14 protein-coding genes are annotated in these 16,053 nt (G+C 38.2%); 8 read left to right on the top strand and 6 right to left on the bottom strand.

From position 1 onward, the window contains the following. The first annotated feature begins 4 nt into the window (after positions 1-4). Positions 5-955, top strand: coding sequence for an ATP-grasp domain-containing protein (locus ACW2QC_RS11770; protein ID WP_457544173.1), 951 nt, complete (start codon positions 5-7; stop codon positions 953-955). A gap of 152 nt (positions 956-1,107) precedes the next feature. Continuing rightward, positions 1,108-2,268, top strand: coding sequence for an AI-2E family transporter (locus tag ACW2QC_RS11765; protein ID WP_457544172.1), 1,161 nt, complete (start codon positions 1,108-1,110; stop codon positions 2,266-2,268). 36 nt (positions 2,269-2,304) lie between these two features. Here the strand turns inward: ACW2QC_RS11765 and ACW2QC_RS11760 are convergent, their stop codons facing one another. The 4 genes from ACW2QC_RS11760 to ACW2QC_RS11745 form a co-directional block, all read right to left on the bottom strand. After that, positions 2,305-3,558 carry an alpha/beta hydrolase gene (locus ACW2QC_RS11760; protein ID WP_457544171.1) on the bottom strand — a complete coding sequence of 418 codons (1,254 nt, stop codon included), beginning with the start codon at positions 3,556-3,558 and terminating at the stop codon, positions 2,305-2,307. Between the two features lie 252 nt (positions 3,559-3,810). Continuing rightward, on the bottom strand, positions 3,811-4,917 hold the full coding sequence (locus tag ACW2QC_RS11755; protein ID WP_457544170.1) for a DUF1648 domain-containing protein: 1,107 nt from the start codon (positions 4,915-4,917) through the stop codon (positions 3,811-3,813). Then, complete coding sequence (locus tag ACW2QC_RS11750; RefSeq protein ID WP_457544169.1) at positions 4,914-5,309, bottom strand: GntR family transcriptional regulator; 396 nt, start codon at positions 5,307-5,309, stop codon at positions 4,914-4,916. Before ACW2QC_RS11750 ends, ACW2QC_RS11755 begins: the two co-directional genes overlap by 4 nt. 170 nt (positions 5,310-5,479) lie before the next feature. Next, entirely contained in the window at positions 5,480-6,238 is a 759-nt protein-coding gene (locus ACW2QC_RS11745) for a TrmB family transcriptional regulator (protein WP_457544168.1), read from the bottom strand. 144 nt (positions 6,239-6,382) lie between these two features. On the opposite strand from ACW2QC_RS11745, the gene ACW2QC_RS11740 reads away from it, so the two are divergent. After that, positions 6,383-7,546 carry an MFS transporter gene (locus ACW2QC_RS11740; protein ID WP_457544167.1) on the top strand — a complete coding sequence of 388 codons (1,164 nt, stop codon included), beginning with the start codon at positions 6,383-6,385 and terminating at the stop codon, positions 7,544-7,546. Between the two features lie 40 nt (positions 7,547-7,586). Here ACW2QC_RS11740 and ACW2QC_RS11735 read toward each other — a convergent pair whose 3' ends face one another. After that, positions 7,587-9,122, bottom strand: coding sequence for a methyl-accepting chemotaxis protein (locus ACW2QC_RS11735; RefSeq protein ID WP_457544166.1), 1,536 nt, complete (start codon positions 9,120-9,122; stop codon positions 7,587-7,589). A 241-nt stretch (positions 9,123-9,363) separates the two neighbouring features. On the opposite strand from ACW2QC_RS11735, the gene ACW2QC_RS11730 reads away from it, so the two are divergent. The 4 genes from ACW2QC_RS11730 to thrB all read left to right on the top strand — a co-directional run bounded on the left by ACW2QC_RS11730 (position 9,364) and on the right by thrB (position 14,018). After that, positions 9,364-10,533 carry an MFS transporter gene (locus tag ACW2QC_RS11730; RefSeq protein ID WP_457544165.1) on the top strand — a complete coding sequence of 390 codons (1,170 nt, stop codon included), beginning with the start codon at positions 9,364-9,366 and terminating at the stop codon, positions 10,531-10,533. Between the two features lie 226 nt (positions 10,534-10,759). Further along, complete coding sequence (locus ACW2QC_RS11725) at positions 10,760-12,058, top strand: homoserine dehydrogenase (RefSeq protein ID WP_457544164.1); 1,299 nt, start codon at positions 10,760-10,762, stop codon at positions 12,056-12,058. Further along, entirely contained in the window at positions 12,058-13,119 is a 1,062-nt protein-coding gene (thrC, locus tag ACW2QC_RS11720; protein WP_457544163.1) for a threonine synthase, read from the top strand. The genes ACW2QC_RS11725 and thrC overlap by 1 nt, the downstream gene beginning before the upstream one ends. Further along, positions 13,116-14,018 carry a homoserine kinase gene (gene thrB, locus ACW2QC_RS11715; protein WP_457544162.1) on the top strand — a complete coding sequence of 301 codons (903 nt, stop codon included), beginning with the start codon at positions 13,116-13,118 and terminating at the stop codon, positions 14,016-14,018. Before thrC ends, thrB begins: the two co-directional genes overlap by 4 nt. Positions 14,019-14,096: 78 nt before the next feature. Here thrB and ACW2QC_RS11710 read toward each other — a convergent pair whose 3' ends face one another. Then, on the bottom strand, positions 14,097-15,293 hold the full coding sequence (locus tag ACW2QC_RS11710) for a class I SAM-dependent rRNA methyltransferase (protein WP_457544161.1): 1,197 nt from the start codon (positions 15,291-15,293) through the stop codon (positions 14,097-14,099). A 161-nt stretch (positions 15,294-15,454) separates the two neighbouring features. On the opposite strand from ACW2QC_RS11710, the gene ACW2QC_RS11705 reads away from it, so the two are divergent. Further along, positions 15,455-16,030, top strand: coding sequence for a TetR/AcrR family transcriptional regulator (locus tag ACW2QC_RS11705; protein ID WP_457544160.1), 576 nt, complete (start codon positions 15,455-15,457; stop codon positions 16,028-16,030). Positions 16,031-16,053: the final 23 nt, after the last annotated feature.

Here is a 16,053-nt window from a genome sequence, read left to right as displayed (position 1 = left end):
TGGAATGTCGGAAAAAATATATGTGCTTCATGAAAATAATGAATGGACCGAGCATTTGACAAAACGATTAACTGAATTGCAGTTACCATATGAAGAATGGCATCTAGATGAAGGAACAGTTGACCTATCGACTGTTCCTCCAGAAGGTGTTTTTTATAGCCGTATGAGTGCGTCTTCCCATACAAGAGAGCACCGCTTTGCAGCCGAATTAACTGAAGCTGTCTTGGCATGGCTCGAGCGCCACAGTCGCACTGTCATCAATGGAAGTCGTGCGTTAAGGCTTGAAGTTAGCAAAGTAAATCAATATATGGCCTTAAATGCTGCTGGGATTCGCACGCCGAAAACGTTGGCTGCCGTTGGAAAAGACCAAATCATTAAGGCTGCTAAGGATTCCGGGCTATCTTCTTTCATAACAAAGCATAATCGTGCGGGGAAAGGACTAGGTGTGCAGCTATTCCATTCCATTGAAGCATTGCAGGGATATGTAGAAGGACCCGCTTTTGAACCGTCCGTTGATGGCGTTACACTTATTCAGGAGTACATCGAATCACCTGAATCGTATATTACCCGATGCGAATTCGTTGGTGGAAAATTTGTCTATGCCGTTCAAGTTGATACGTCAGAAGGATTCGAATTGTGCCCTGCCGATGCCTGCACAATCGATGATCTTTTTTGCCCAGTAGGCGAAGAAAAGCCAGAGAAACCGAAATTCCAAATCATCGAAGATTTCAACGAGCCGATCATTGAAAAATATGAAGAATTTTTATGGCAAAATGATATTAAAGTTGCCGGAATCGAATTTATTCGCAACAAAGGCGGAGAAATTTTCACCTATGATATCAACACAAATACAAACTATAACTCCGATGCAGAAGCAGTAGCTGGCAAATATGGTATGCTTGAATTGGCAAAATACTTGGGTAGTCAATTAAATGTAAAATCAATAAACTACTGATAGACTCCCAACCTTGAATGATATAATACAATGAAACAAAAATCCCGTGAAGTTCGTATACTCATATTACGACACTACACGGGTTTTTCTTGTTATGGAATTTTTGAATCATTTCATCTATAATACGGTTAATAAGAAAGGAGAGCCACCATATGAAAACAGCAAGTCGATTTATAAAATTTATTGGTGGTCGTGACCTATTTTTTGGGTTGATTCTATTAATCCTTATTGGAATCACGATATATATTTATGACAAAGTATCATTTATTTTCAATCCTATCATCATTATTTTTTCAACAATCGTACCACCAATTATACTAGCTTTTGTTGTGTTTTATTTGTTAAACCCGATTGTAAATCTTTTAGAACGGCTACATATTAAACGAATCTGGGGTATTCTCATTATTATACTGGGTATTAGTGGACTACTGACGGGGATTACTCTCCTTTCCGCACCAGCAATCGAGTCACAGGTAAAGGATTTAGCGAACAATTTCCCAAACTACTTGCGACAAATGGGAGATGGAATAAAATCATGGATCCAACATTCCTTTTTAGGCCCCTATTATGAGGAAGGATATAACTGGATCACATCTTATTTAAGCGATTTGCCAAGTAAAATCGGCAATTACCTTGGTGGCGCAGTAGAAGGAATACGTAACGTTGCAAGTACACTAACAAATGTAGTAGTTGTCATTTTTACGTTTCCATTTATTTTATTTTTCCTATTAAAGGATGGTAAAAAGTTTAAAACGTATTGTTTAAAATTAATACCTCCTAAATATAGAGATGACGCAAATAAAATAATTCACAACATGGATGTTCAAGTTGGCTCTTATATTCAGGGGCAAATCATTGTTGCTACCTGTATTGGGGTTCTTTTATTTATTGGCTATTTAATTATTGGCCTAAAATATGCGATTACATTAGCCATTATTGCTGCGGTAACAAGCGTTGTACCTTACCTTGGGCCAATTATCGCCATATCGCCAGCAATTATTATCGCAATTGTCGAATCACCTTTTATGCTTTTGAAATTAGCGATTGTTTGGGCAGTGGTTCAATTTTTAGAAGGCCATTTTATTTCCCCAAACATCATGGGAAGAACAATGAAAATTCATCCGTTAACGATTATTTTTGTACTGTTATCAGCAGGAAATTTATTCGGGATTGTCGGGGTTATCCTCGGTATTCCGGGTTATGCTATCGTAAAAGTAATTGTAGTTTATTTATTCGGGAAGTTTAAATCGCGCTATAACCGTTATTATGGTGAGGAATACGGGGCATATCAAACTCAAAATGAAGAAGACTAAAAGACGGCTGCCCCGTTGCTTCGGGGCAGCCGTCTTTTATTTTCCAGCAATATCATGTTCACCTAGAAATCCAATTATTCCTTCCATGAAGCCATCTGCTAATGGGAGCGATGGATCGGAGTATGCGGCCATATTACCTTCCCTATCTGCTGGGGCTTCTTTTAATACATGATTCATTTTGTCGATCAAAAGAATTTTAGCATCTGGTTTTGCTTCAGCAAGCCTTTTCGCATCATCAACAGACACTTGTAAATCGTTCTTTCCATTTACAATTAATGTTGGAATATCAAGTTGTTTTATTTCTTCAGTTGGATTATATTTCATCCATGAAATTAAAAACGGTTGAACACTTGGTCTAAAAATACTCAATAATTCGTCGCTTACGCTATTGACAATTTTTTCGTCTTTCAACTGCTCCAAAATAGTCTGACTTTGTTTATACAAATTATCAGGTAACGTTTTTAACTGCTCTGTTAAAACTTGATCAATGGAACGACCTGCACCAGCAAGCGAAATAAATGCACTCACACCAGAATTCTCAGCTGCCATCATCCCAACAAGTGACCCTTGACTATGACCAATCACGATGACATCCGTAAATCGGTCATCTTTTTCTAGCTTTGCAATCCATTGTTTTGCATCGGTAACAAATTGATCAAATCGCATATCTTCTTCTGCTATTACGGCCTGTGTATTTTTCCCTGCGCCGCGTTTATCATAACGTAAACTAGCGATTCCGTTCTTAGCCAATCCTTCAGCAAGTAGCTTCAAACTATTATTTTTCCCGGGTAACCCTGGTGAATTTCCATTACGGTCGGTTGGTCCGGAACCTGGAATAATTAGAGCAGCAGGAAATTTCTCCCCTTTCTTTGGAACAAGGATGGATCCGTACAGCACACCACTATTTGTTTCAATTGATAGGAAATTCTCTTGTTCTGATTCCGCTTGTTTATTTGTTTCACCCTTTTCAACAGTAAATGGAAAGCTTTGGCCGTTTTGTGTGAATATTCCGCTTAACTTATCCGATTCCACTTTCCCTTCTAAATTTATTTTCTGACCTGGTAATGGCATCATAAATGAAACTTCATTACCCTTCAGCACAATATCAGATAAAGAAAAGTCTTCAACGTTTTGTATTGGAATACTAATTGTTCCATTTGGTTCTTCACCTTCAGAAAATTTCAAAATGATTTCTAGAGGTTGACTTGGTATTTCGATTTGGCCCTTCCATGTTCCGGCTAAATCGGCTGTCGTAACATTATCTTTCGTTTGATCCTCATCCTTCTTCATATTATCATCGCACCCCACTATCGTAAAAATTATTAGAGTCACAGCAATTCCTTTTAGAGGTTGTTCAAAAAGTCCGGTAAAAATGACACATCGAATTTCTTCGTTGGCTTGTTTCTCCGCTGCTCATGTATCTAAATGTATACATTCCGCTGCTCGAAACTACGCCGCCTCGAACTTCTCGGTCCTTTTTATCCTCCTTTTTGAACACGCTCTTTTAATAATTTTTTCATTGAACCCTTCCTTTATGAAGTCCTAGACCCCTAGTAATATAGGTAATCCAACTGCTATACCGATAATCGCGATAAGAATGAACCATGATAATGGATGGGCCCAATTATTGGTCCAACCTACTCCAAACCGTTTTTCTAAAAACAACGCTGGATCATTTTTATTAAAGTAGAATTGCCCAAGCTTCCAATACCGGTCATCATCGCGATCAATCATTGTTCCATCTTCACCTTTACCCATTTTCACTCTGCTTCCACCTTGGCCAGTTGTTACCGATAAAACGATAGCCCCTATCACAATGGCAAATGTTAGTACTAGCGGGACAATCATAAGCACTTGTTGATTAATCGGATAAATATAGGAAAGTTGTATCAAAGAAAACATGAGAATTAACGCGATTCCAGAAATAATCGTAAACGCTGACCATCTTCTTCTAAATGTAATATTTTGTCTCACTGACTTCTCTGGATTCTCCGCACTTACCTGTTGCTTGGCTTTACCGATAATGGTATTAATTAACAGAAAGAGCAATGTTAAATATACTTGCATGATCGGCGTAAAAAGAACGGAGCGATATGATTTATCCGCATAATTAGTCACTTCCCAAGAAAAGTTATATTGCATCGGGATCCTATCTGGAATCTGCTGATAATGATTTAGCGTCATAACCATCGTAACAATAGCAACTGTAAACGGTAGCAAAAACCAGAGATTAGAATACGTAATTTTTTGCTTGTGAAATCCTGTTTCAACAACAACAAGCTGTGATTTTTCCTTTGACCAGTTTTCTTGCCGTTTCCGCAATTTCATTTTGTTATGATATTGCAGATAAACAAAAAATCCAAGCACGATATACATTAAAATAAAACAACTAAACAAAATACTAAGTGCATTTTCGCTTGCTATAATAGTAGTTGACAGCAGTAAAAACACACCTAACACTACAACACTAAGCGTCCCCATAATAATCGTATATTGTCTACGCATCGCTTTGATCTCGGAATGATGATACACTTTTTCCGGGATGGAAACCCCAAAGCTTTCTGTTCTTCTGGTCCAATACGGGATAAACATTAACGATATGAACACTGGTATCATGATTGCAATCAATAAAAAGATCCCCATATTCATTCCTCACCCTCCCCCTTATGAAATTCCACAAATAATTGACTGCAATAATCCATAAATTCCTGTTCACTAATTCCCCGACAGACTGATTCAGCAATCAATGGATGTAATGTGGTCTTCAGCCTGTTCCGATAATCTCCATCTGCCTGTGGTACGCCATCCGGATTCACAACGACACCCTTTTGCCGATGAATCAAAATAAATCCTTCCTGTTTCAGTTGCTGATACGCCTTGTTTACTGTGTGAAGATTGATCCCGATATCAGCTGCCATGGCTCGAACAGATGGCAGACCCTCACCTGGTTTAAGCTCAGTTTTAGCAATACCTGCAATAATTTGATGCTTTAATTGCGTATAAATTGGTTCATTTGATTCGAAATCCAACTTTATATACACATCGAATCATACTCCTTTTGTGATATCTGTTATATATATAATATAACAGATGGTTTATAACGTCAATATAAATATAAAAAATAGTGCTTATTTCTCAAATGGAAAATAAGCACTAGTCTGCAATCAACTCTAAAATTATCCTGATTCATTATTACGTTTTGTTTCCTCCACTAATACCTTAACTTCAACAATACATTCCGAATATCAGCATCATTCATAACCGTATCGCGATACTTCCTTGTTATTTCAGTTAAGGCAATATCGTGGTAAAAAAACTCGGTAAAAAACTTCACCATCGGACGGGACCGGGTTCGTATCGCTTGCCACTGTGTTTCCTCCATGCCGGCAAACAACATTTCTGCTTCGTCTACGATTAGGATCCTGCTTCTTTCCAGTGTTCCGTGATCTGTATCTGGAATCAGTGTGGATACATTTTGGATTGATGTACTCAATTCCCCTACTACATGAATCGTCACCAATATTCCTTCATCGTACTTTTCTTCTAATATTGGAAGATAGCGCTTTAAATCATCCGCCCAGCCTGAAATAAAAATAGACTTGTTGGCTTGTTGTACTAATTCCTTAAGGATTGCTTGAATGGATTGGTCTTCCTTTAATGTCCAAACACGGTCATCAGCTGGCATTTCCCTAACTTTTGTTTTTCTCAGCTCTTGAACATTTGAATCGAAATCAGCTTTTAGTTTTTTGATCATCGCTTCCAGTGGGAGAGCGGTATAATAGCGCTTTTTTTCAATAGTAGATTCAAGAATGACCCCTTTTTCACTCATACGACGTAGGACTTCATACACTTTTGCACGAGGAACCCCTGATCGCTTAACGATTCCTGTCGCATCAAGAGGCTGATCCACCGTAATCAATGATTGATATACTTGGCTTTCATATTGTGTAAATCCAAATTGCTGCAGCATTTTGTTAACTCCTTGATTTGTCATTATCCTACTATCATCATAGCATATCCGTACCTTTATGTAGTCAATCTAAAATTCCTCTTGCCTTTCCTTTTTAATAAAGTTACTATTATAGTGGTAACTTTATAGGGAGGGTGTAATTATATGGATAAACGTGTTTACTTATTAACAATTGTCTCGTTTGTTGTTGGGATGGTTGAATTAATAATCGGTGGAATATTAGATTTAGTTGCAACAGATTTAAACGTTAGTATCGGACAAGCTGGACTCCTGATTACAGTTTTTTCTCTTGTGTATGCGATCGCAGCACCAATTTTACTGACCATCACTTCGAATGTTGAAAGGAAAAGGTTAACACTACTAGCTTTACTTGTGTTCTTTCTAGGAAATTTAATTGCAGTAATCAGCCCCTCATATAGTATTTTATTAATTGCTCGAATTATTGCTGCGGCGAGCGGATCCTTACTCGTTGTTTTGTGTGTAACACTAGCATCCAATATCGTTGAGAAGAAATATCGCGGTCGTGCAATTGGGATTGTTTTTATGGGTGTTAGTGGTTCACTTGTATTAGGTGTACCAATTGGACTCATGTTAGGAAATGCTTTTGGGTGGCGATCTCCTTTTATCCTAATAAGCGTATTAACAGTCTTATCGATGATCGGTGTTTATTTCTTTATGGGAAAAATTGAACCGAAACCAGCAATTCCGTTTATGAAGCAGTTACGTACGTTAAAAAACAGAAAAATACTATTTGCCCAATTGACTACATTTCTATTTCTAGCAGGGCATTTAACACTTTATGGATACTTAACCCCATTCCTAAAAACTACGATGGGGTTAGATGGAACTTGGGTAAGTATTGTCTACTTAATATTTGGCGTTGCAGCGGTAACTGGCGGTGGTGTTGGTGGTACGTTGGCTGACCGATTTGGTGCAAAGCCTACTATTCTATCGGTAACCATCGTGTTTGGATTATCGATCTTCACAATTCCCTACACGACATTTGCCTTACCAATCTTCTTAGTTGTAATGATTGTGTGGAGTATGATGAGCTGGGCCATTACACCAGCAATGCAGAGCTATCTAATTGAGGCTTCACCGGAAACGTCTGATATTCAACAAAGTCTGAATAACTCTGCACTTCATTTTGGGATCGCAACAGGATCTTTTGTTGGAAGTATTGTTATTGAACATGCATCCGTAGAACTAAACCCAACGATCGGTGGCTTATTTGTAATTATCGCTCTTGGTACAGCAATATTTTCAATGGTTAGAGTAAGAAGTACAGTGTTAGCTTCATCTAAGTAAAACGAAAAGACACGAGTGTAGGCTCGTGTCTTTCACTTAACTAACTCTTAAGTTTATGAATGATATCCTCCAGTTCTGACGTTAAATCATTCAATTCCTTGGATACATCAAATGTCGTTTCAGTTAGCTTATACTGCTGATCTGTCGATTGAATACCCTCTTTCGTTCCAGCGACAGATTGCTGTACAGATTGGGAAATGGTCTTCATTGCCTCGTTTACCTTTCCTGAGGAAGAAGTCAGATCTTCTGTCAATGATGAGACACCTTGAATTTGCGATGCTACTTCATTTGATGCCTCGGAAATATGAGAGAATACTTCGTTTGAACTTTGGGCTATTTTCAATCCTTCTGTAGTTGAATCTTTTACATTTTTCATTGATTGAACTGATTCATCTGATTCCTTTAACATTTGCTCAATAATTCCGGAAATATTTTTTGATGATTCCAATGACTGTTCGGCTAAGCTTCTCACTTCATTAGCTACAACTGCAAATCCTTTCCCATACTCACCAGCCCTAGCTGATTCAATGGAGGCATTTAGCGCTAATAGATTGGTCTGATCTGCTATATCAGAGATCACTCCAACAATTCCTTCAATAGATTGAGAACGATGGTGAAGTTCTTTAATCGTAGAATAAGAATCGTCAACATCTGTGCTAATTTCCTTCATCTGTTCCAACAGGTCTTCAATTAGGTTACTTCCATAATTAGCCTTCTCTGCAGATGAGTTTGAGTTTTGGGAAACTGTTTGCGCTGTATGATTAATATGTTGAATCCCATTATCTATTTCAGAAATTACATCCATATTATCCTGAATGATTTCCAGTTGTTGTTCGGTACCGCTCGCAACTTTCTCCATAGAACTGGCTAATTGCGCACTTGCATTATGTGATTGTTTTGCATTGCCTGAGAGTGTATCTGATACCTTTGAAATTTGACCGGAAGTCGTTGATAAGCGGCCAACAATTTCATCGATAATATTTTTTCGCTGTTCTTGTTGTTTTTGTTTGTAAAAATTTTCAATTCGTTTACCACTGTACACTTGCCAGCTAACTGCGCTAGATGTAAGAACTAAAAATACAACATGCCAGACAAACATTGAAAACATATAGTGCTCTACACCAAACACCAATTCTGGAAAAATAAGCAAACCGATTATATGTTGAATTGCAAATATTGTCGTCATCAATAGTATTAATTTAATGTCTTGAAAATAACCTAAAGCAGCAACTACCATAAATATACTAAAGTGAAATTCTACTCTACCACTTCCCCCAGAGATAATCGCGATACTTCCAAAAGTTAGCGCCAGCGTTAATAGGATGGGAATGTATTGATGCCCTTTACCTTTGACATAAAAAAATAGGCTTACTAGAAAAAATAGAATAGGAAGTAACAGTAAGATATTTTGCGTTATACCAAACTGAGCTTCGATTTCATGGGAACTAACAAAACTGCCGCCACCATGAGAATAGTTAAATAAATGAAAATACCGGCCTAATATATTTACTACAATTGCTAAAACGATAACCCCACAGGCTATATAGTGCATTAGTTTATTTCTTTCTCTTTTCAATTTAAACTACTCCTTCTTGTAAAACTTTAAACAATTACATATCTTCTATTTATTAAAAAATAGGTCTTTTTGCCTCTACGCAGTACTATTATCGACAAAAATTACCAAATGTTTAGACACTTGTTACTAAAAAATTGCAATCATGCTAGACGTAAGCAACTTATCATCTTCTTTCATGCTTGTTTTTCATTTCATTAAAAATTATTATTGTAATGGTACACAACAGAGAGGAAGCTTAAATATGGACAAACGTGTTTATTTTTTAATGATCATTTCCTTTATCATTGGGATGGTTGAATTAATTATCGGTGGAATATTGGATTTAATAGCAGCAGATTTAAATGTCAGTCTTGGACAAGCTGGCTTCCTAATCACCATATTTTCACTGATTTTCGCAATTGTTTCACCGATTCTATTAATCTTAACAGCAAAAATAGAACGGAAACGGCTAACATTAATTTCTTTAATCATATTTTTACTGGGGAATATCGTAACAGTTTTCAGCCCTACGTATAGCATATTATTTACCGGACGCATCATATCTGCAACAAGTGGAGGGTTGCTAATCATACTATGTTTGACAATGGCTCCAAGTATTGTTGATCCCAAATATCGTGGACGGGCAATCGGAATTGTTTCCATGGGTGTCAGCGCCTCGCTTGTATTAGGTATCCCAATTGGATTAGTGTTGGGCAACGCTTTTGGCTGGCGGGCGCCTTTTATACTTATTAGCGTGTTAACCGCTTTTTCAATTGTGGCTGTCTATTTCTTTATGGGTAGAGTTGAGCCAAAGCCATCGATCCCGATTGGGCAGCAATTAGCAACATTAAAAAACAGAAAAATATTTTTCGCACAAGCTACAACATTCCTTTTCTTAGCAGGACACACAATCTTGTATGCCTATTTAACCCCCTTTGTAAAAACAACTATGGGGCTTGAAGGATCATGGATAAGTATCATCTATCTAATTTTCGGCATAGCAGCAGTAAGTGGCGGAGGTTTTGGTGGTACCCTGGCAGATGTAATGGGTACAAAGCGAACGATCATCACAGCTATTATTGTGTTTGGGCTTGCAATTTTCACGATCCCATATACGACATTTTATTTACCAGTATTCCTGGCCGTCATGGTAGTTTGGGGTGCAATGAGCTGGGCGATTTCACCCGCAATGCAAAGCTATCTTATCGAAACATCCCCAGAAACATCTGACATACAGCAAAGTTTGAACAACTCAGCATTACATCTTGGTATCGCAATTGGATCATTAATCGGTGGGATGGTCATCGAACAAGCTTCAGTTGAACAAAATGCAACCGTTGGAGGATTACTTGTTATTGTTGCACTTGGCACAGCATTGTTTTCTATGTACGGAGGATTTTCTATATCCAAATACAAAAAGACACGAGCATAGCTCATGTCTTTTTGTATTTGATAAATTGTATAAGTGGTAAATAGGTTTTCATCAACTGCTCTCATTAACAAGTGAAACATCCAACAAACAGATTTCCTGTAAGCACTTTCACCAAACTTTTCAAATAATTATGCGAAAAACGCTTGCTATCTACCTATGTGATGTTTAAAATATCTAGTAATATCATGAATAGGTGTCTAAATATTTCGGATAATGGGGTGGGTATATGAGAAATAACGTATCTATTGGTTTATTAGGATTAGGAGTAGTCGGTTCCGGGGTAATTAAACTGATTGAGGATCATCAAGACGAGCTTGTACATCAACTTGGCTGTGGTGTAAATGTAAAAAGTGTGTTGGTTCGTAACTTAGAGAAAACACGTGATGTCCAAATCGATCAAAGATACCTCACAACTGATCCCAATGACGTATTGCACAATCCCGAAATCGATGTTGTTGTCGAAGTAATGGGTGGTATAGAAGAAGCACGGAGACATATTCTAGAAGCATTCGCAACCAAGAAACATGTCGTTACAGCAAATAAAGATTTAATTGCTTTGCATGGTCCAGAGTTACAAGACGCTGCTAGTAAGAATCAGTGCGATTTATTTTACGAAGCAAGTGTTGCTGGCGGTATACCGATCTTACGTGGTTTATCAGATGGCCTCGTTTCAGATCGTATTCAACAGGTTATGGGCATTGTAAACGGCACAACCAATTACATATTAACGAAAATGAATCAAGAAGGAGTCACCTATGAAAGTGCACTAAAAGAAGCACAGGAACTTGGTTTTGCAGAGGCCGATCCGACAGCTGACGTGGAAGGATTAGATGCTGCAAGAAAGATGGCTATACTGGCCCGACTTGCATTTTCAACAGATGTTGAGCTTGCCGATGTAGAAGTGAATGGGATTTCAAATCTAGCACTAGCAGATTTGCAATATGGTAAAAAACTAGGCTACACAATGAAATTAATTGGATATGCCCATTGCCAAAATCATAATGTGGAGGTTAGTGTTCAACCTACATTTCTTTCAAACCAACATCCATTGTCCTCTGTTAAAAATGAATACAATGCAGTTTATGTAAACGGAGAAGCTGTTGGTGAAACCATGTTTTATGGGGCTGGAGCTGGTAGTTTGCCGACCGCTACTGCTATCATGTCTGATGTTGTAACAGTCATTACTAATATGCGGTTAGATGTCAACGGGAGACGATTTGTTTCGCCACGTTTCAGGAAAGAATTAACCCCTTCTGAGCAACGTTTTGGGCAACATTATATACGGATGCATGTTAAGGATGAGGTTGGCGCTTTCGCCGCAATTTCCGATCTCTTTAACCAAATGGATATCAGTTTTGAGCGCATCTTACAAACACCGCGTACGAAAAATGAATCAGCCGAAGTAGTCCTTGTAACACACAGAACTGCCTTATCAAATTTTAAGGAATCCATGGATAAACTGAACAACCTAGATGTCGTGGAAAGTGTTGAAAGCACGTTTCGCGTTGAAGGAGATGCTGAATAATGAATTGGCCAGGATTACTAAAACATTATGCGGAATTTTTACCTATAACAGAAGCAACACCTGCCCTTACGCTGAAAGAGGGTAATACCCCACTTATTCACTTTCCACATCTGTCAAAACAATTAGGTGTGGAACTACATGGAAAGGTCGAGGGAGCAAATCCAACCGGCTCGTTTAAAGATAGAGGAATGGTTATGGCCGTTGCGAAGGCACAAGAAGAAGGGAGTACATCGGTAATCTGTGCATCTACTGGGAATACATCGGCTTCAGCTGCGGCATATGCAGCAAGGGCTGGCATGCGCGCAATCATTGTTATTCCTAAGGGTAAAGTAGCCTTAGGAAAACTTGCTCAAGCCATGATGTATGGTGCTGAGATTGTTGAAATTGATGGAAACTTTGATGACGCATTAAAAATGGTACGGAAGGTTAGTGAAAATACTCCGGTTACGCTTGTCAATTCCGTAAATCCCTACCGATTAGAAGGGCAAAAAACAGCAGCACTCGAAATTTGTGATCAACTTGGATGGGCACCGGATATTCTCGCTATTCCAGTAGGTAACGCGGGTAATATTAGTGCCTATTGGAAGGGATTTAAAGAATACCATGAGGAGAAACAAACAGGTCTGCCAAAAATGTTTGGATTTGAAGCTGAAGGAGCAGCGGCAATCGTGCAAAACAAAGTTATCCCTCAACCAGAGACCGTCGCCACAGCCATTCGCATTGGAAATCCTGCAAGTTGGAATCTTGCTGTCAATGCTCGTGATGAATCCAATGGTAAAATTGGATCCGTTTCCGATGAAGAAATCATCAATGCGTTTACGCTTTTGGCACAAAGAGAGGGTGTTTTTGCGGAACCTGGATCTTGTGCTTCAATTGCAGGGCTGATGCAGCAATGTGAAAATGGAACGATTGAGAGAGGCAGCAAAGTCGTAGCCGTCCTTACAGGAAATGGGTTAAAAGATCCACAGACAGCAATTGAACAACTACATGTTGACCCTGTCTCACTACCAAATGATGAAGATGCTGTCACTGCTTATATAACAGATGTGGTGAAACTATGAGCATGTTCCACCTTTCTCTACCAGCTAGCTCAGCAAATATCGGACCATGCTTTGATTCGGCAGGTATAGCCTTAAACCGTTATTTGACAATAGAAGTTGTTGAACATGACAAATGGGAGTTTGAACACCGCTCTCCCTTGCTTCCTACCTTCACCAATTATGAAGATCATTTTATTTATCAAATTGCTAATCGAATCGCGGAACACCACAACCGCTCACTACCAACGTGTAAGGTGAAAATAGATAGTGAGATTCCATTGGCTCGTGGACTTGGGAGCAGTGCTTCAGCAGTAATTGCTGGTATTGAACTTGCTAATCAGTTATGTAATCTTTCTTTAACACCAAAAGAAAAGCTGCATTATGGAACTGACATCGAGGGTCACCCCGATAATGTCGCGGCTGTTTTATTTGGGGGATTCGTTATTACCGTTAAAACATCTGATATGGGGGTTGAATATGTTCCATTACCTAATCCGAATATAGATGTAGTTGTGTATATTCCGAACGCGGAACTAGAAACAGCAACAGCCAGAAAAGTACTTCCGGAAAGTTTTACAAGGAAAGACGCTGCCAATGCGAGTGGTATTAGCAATCTGATGATAGCATCCCTTTTATCAGGGGATTATAAATTAGCCGGAAAAATGATGGAGCAGGATCTCTTCCATGAACCTTATCGGGCGGAACTTATTCCCCACTATCAAGACATTAAACACGGGGCAGGGCAATGTGGAGCTTATGGAACTGTTATAAGCGGAGCCGGTCCTACAATGATTTCCTTTGTACCAAAAGGAGATGGAGAAACCGTATCGAAACAAATGAAAACAATGCTACCTAATTATCAAGTAGAGGCCTTAAAGCTTGACCATAATGGACTTCAGGTTAAACCAAACAATAATTAGTGCAAAAGGCTGCGGAATAATCCGCAGCCTTTTTCAACTAAAGTCTAAACACTCCTTGTAGATCCTCAAATCTAATATTCATTTGGTCTTTTGTACAATCAACACTTTTAAATAATTACCTTCAGGGAAATTTTGATTTGTAGCGAAGTCATCAGGCAATGTATATTCTTCAAGAATCTTAAACTTCACGTCCATTTCTCTAAACGCCTTATCAACAAATCCCTTAAACTTTTTCATTCCGAAAGTCGCGTTATTTGTGGAAGCAACGATAACACCATCTTTCTCGGTGATAGCAATCGTATCTTTAATTAGCGCTGGATAATCCTTAGCCGTACTGAATGTATGCTTTTTCGAGCGTGCAAAACTTGGAGGATCTAAGACAACCAAATCAAACTTTAATTTTTTTCGCTTTGCATATTTGAAATAATCGAATACATCCATTACAATGATATCCTGTTGCTCAAAGTCAATTCCGTTCACACTAAATTGCTCAATTGTCTTGCTTTTACTACGCTTAGCAAGGTCAACACTTGTTGTTTTTAGAGCACCACCAACTGCTGCAGCTATCGAAAATGCACCTGTATATGAAAACGTATTTAACATGTTTTTCCCGTTTGCATACTTATCCCGGATCACCCTTCTGACTTCACGCTGGTCAAGGAAAATCCCAACCATGGCACCATCATTTAAGTAAACGGCATAATTCATCCCGTTTTCTTGTACAATAATCGGAAATTCGCCGCGCTCACCTTTCACAAAATCGTCGTCATCAATATACTGGCCTTTCGTATTGAATCGCCGTTTTTGATAAATGGCCTTGTAATCTCCCAGCTCGTCCAATGCGCGTATGATCACTTCTTTGAATGTATAGATCCCTTCACTATACCAATTGATCAAATAATAACCGTCGAAATAATCAATGGTTAATCCGCCAATGCCGTCCCCTTCTCCATTAAAAATACGAAAGGCATTTGTGTTCAGATCCATGAAAAACTTTTTCCTTTTTTCCATGGCCTTTTCTATTTTCGTTTTAAAGAATACAAAGTCAATTTTTTCATTTTGTTTGTGTGATAGTATCCAACCAAGTCCTTTGTTCTGTTTCCCATAGTAGCCTTTAGCAATAAATTGGTTGTTTTGATCTCTTAAGTTAAAAATACTACCTTCTTTTTTTAGGTCTTCTGAATTCGTTACCATTTCATTATGAATTAACGGATATCCTTTTTTATATTTTGCTGTCTGTTGCTGTTTCACATATAGGTCAATTGTTGTCGTCATATTTTCATCCCATCAATTGTTTTCTTCATTATCGCATGCCTAAACAAAAAGTGAAAGCATGCTTAGCCAAAGCAGTCCCTCCCATATTATTTCATTGTACACGGGAATAATCCCTTTGTTTATCGCTGCGTATTTCATTATAATGATAGTGAGGTGAAAACATGGCTCGCGAACGAAAATTTTCAAAAGAAGAACTATTTCAATCGACTAAAGATATCCTACTCAGCCACGGCTATGAAGGGTTTACCTTCAGCATATTAGCGGATCGTTTGCAGGTATCAAGAGGCACCATTTATAAATACTACGAGAATAAAGTTGAATTAATAACAGATTATACATTTTTTGAAATGAATCAATTTCTAACAGACCTAAAACAGATAAAACATTATCATAACTTTGATACCCAGTTTGAATATCTCCTGACTATTATGTTTACGCATAGTAAAATCCGCCGCATTCTGATAACGGCAAACCGGATTTTAGGAACGGTTAATGAATCAGTAAAAATAAAAAAAGAACAACTAAGGGATCTTCATCTAGAAATATATGAGCATTTAAAGTCCTTTATTAGGCGTGGAAGAGAAGAAAATGTATTAAAAGAACATATCCCAGATGAATTAATCTTAAGCTTTATCTTCCATTCAATCGAAATACCAAATCAACTTTCTCTAGCACAGGAGGAGTGGGTTCAATCTGTAAAAGAGCTCCTTAGTCACGGAATGTTTATAAAAAATTAATTGACACATCCAAAAAATATAAT

Source organism: Virgibacillus sp. FSP13 (genome assembly GCF_054048505.1).
This window is presented reverse-complemented; position numbering and strand designations above follow the sequence as displayed.

Excerpts from the sequence above, each read along its gene's own strand:
- ACW2QC_RS11770 (WP_457544173.1), top strand. The coding sequence starts at position 5 with ATGTCGGAAAAAATATATGTGCTTCATGAAAATAATGAATGGACCGAG.
- ACW2QC_RS11765 (WP_457544172.1), top strand. The coding sequence starts at position 1,108 with ATGAAAACAGCAAGTCGATTTATAAAATTTATTGGTGGTCGTGACCTA.
- ACW2QC_RS11760 (WP_457544171.1), bottom strand. The coding sequence starts at position 3,558 with ATGAAGAAGGATGAGGATCAAACGAAAGATAATGTTACGACAGCCGAT.
- ACW2QC_RS11755 (WP_457544170.1), bottom strand. The coding sequence starts at position 4,917 with ATGAATATGGGGATCTTTTTATTGATTGCAATCATGATACCAGTGTTC.
- ACW2QC_RS11745 (WP_457544168.1), bottom strand. The coding sequence starts at position 6,238 with ATGCTGCAGCAATTTGGATTTACACAATATGAAAGCCAAGTATATCAA.
- ACW2QC_RS11740 (WP_457544167.1), top strand. The coding sequence starts at position 6,383 with ATGGATAAACGTGTTTACTTATTAACAATTGTCTCGTTTGTTGTTGGG.
- ACW2QC_RS11730 (WP_457544165.1), top strand. The coding sequence starts at position 9,364 with ATGGACAAACGTGTTTATTTTTTAATGATCATTTCCTTTATCATTGGG.
- ACW2QC_RS11725 (WP_457544164.1), top strand. The coding sequence starts at position 10,760 with ATGAGAAATAACGTATCTATTGGTTTATTAGGATTAGGAGTAGTCGGT.
- thrC (WP_457544163.1), top strand. The coding sequence starts at position 12,058 with ATGAATTGGCCAGGATTACTAAAACATTATGCGGAATTTTTACCTATA.
- thrB (WP_457544162.1), top strand. The coding sequence starts at position 13,116 with ATGAGCATGTTCCACCTTTCTCTACCAGCTAGCTCAGCAAATATCGGA.
- ACW2QC_RS11710 (WP_457544161.1), bottom strand. The coding sequence starts at position 15,293 with ATGACGACAACAATTGACCTATATGTGAAACAGCAACAGACAGCAAAA.
- ACW2QC_RS11705 (WP_457544160.1), top strand. The coding sequence starts at position 15,455 with ATGGCTCGCGAACGAAAATTTTCAAAAGAAGAACTATTTCAATCGACT.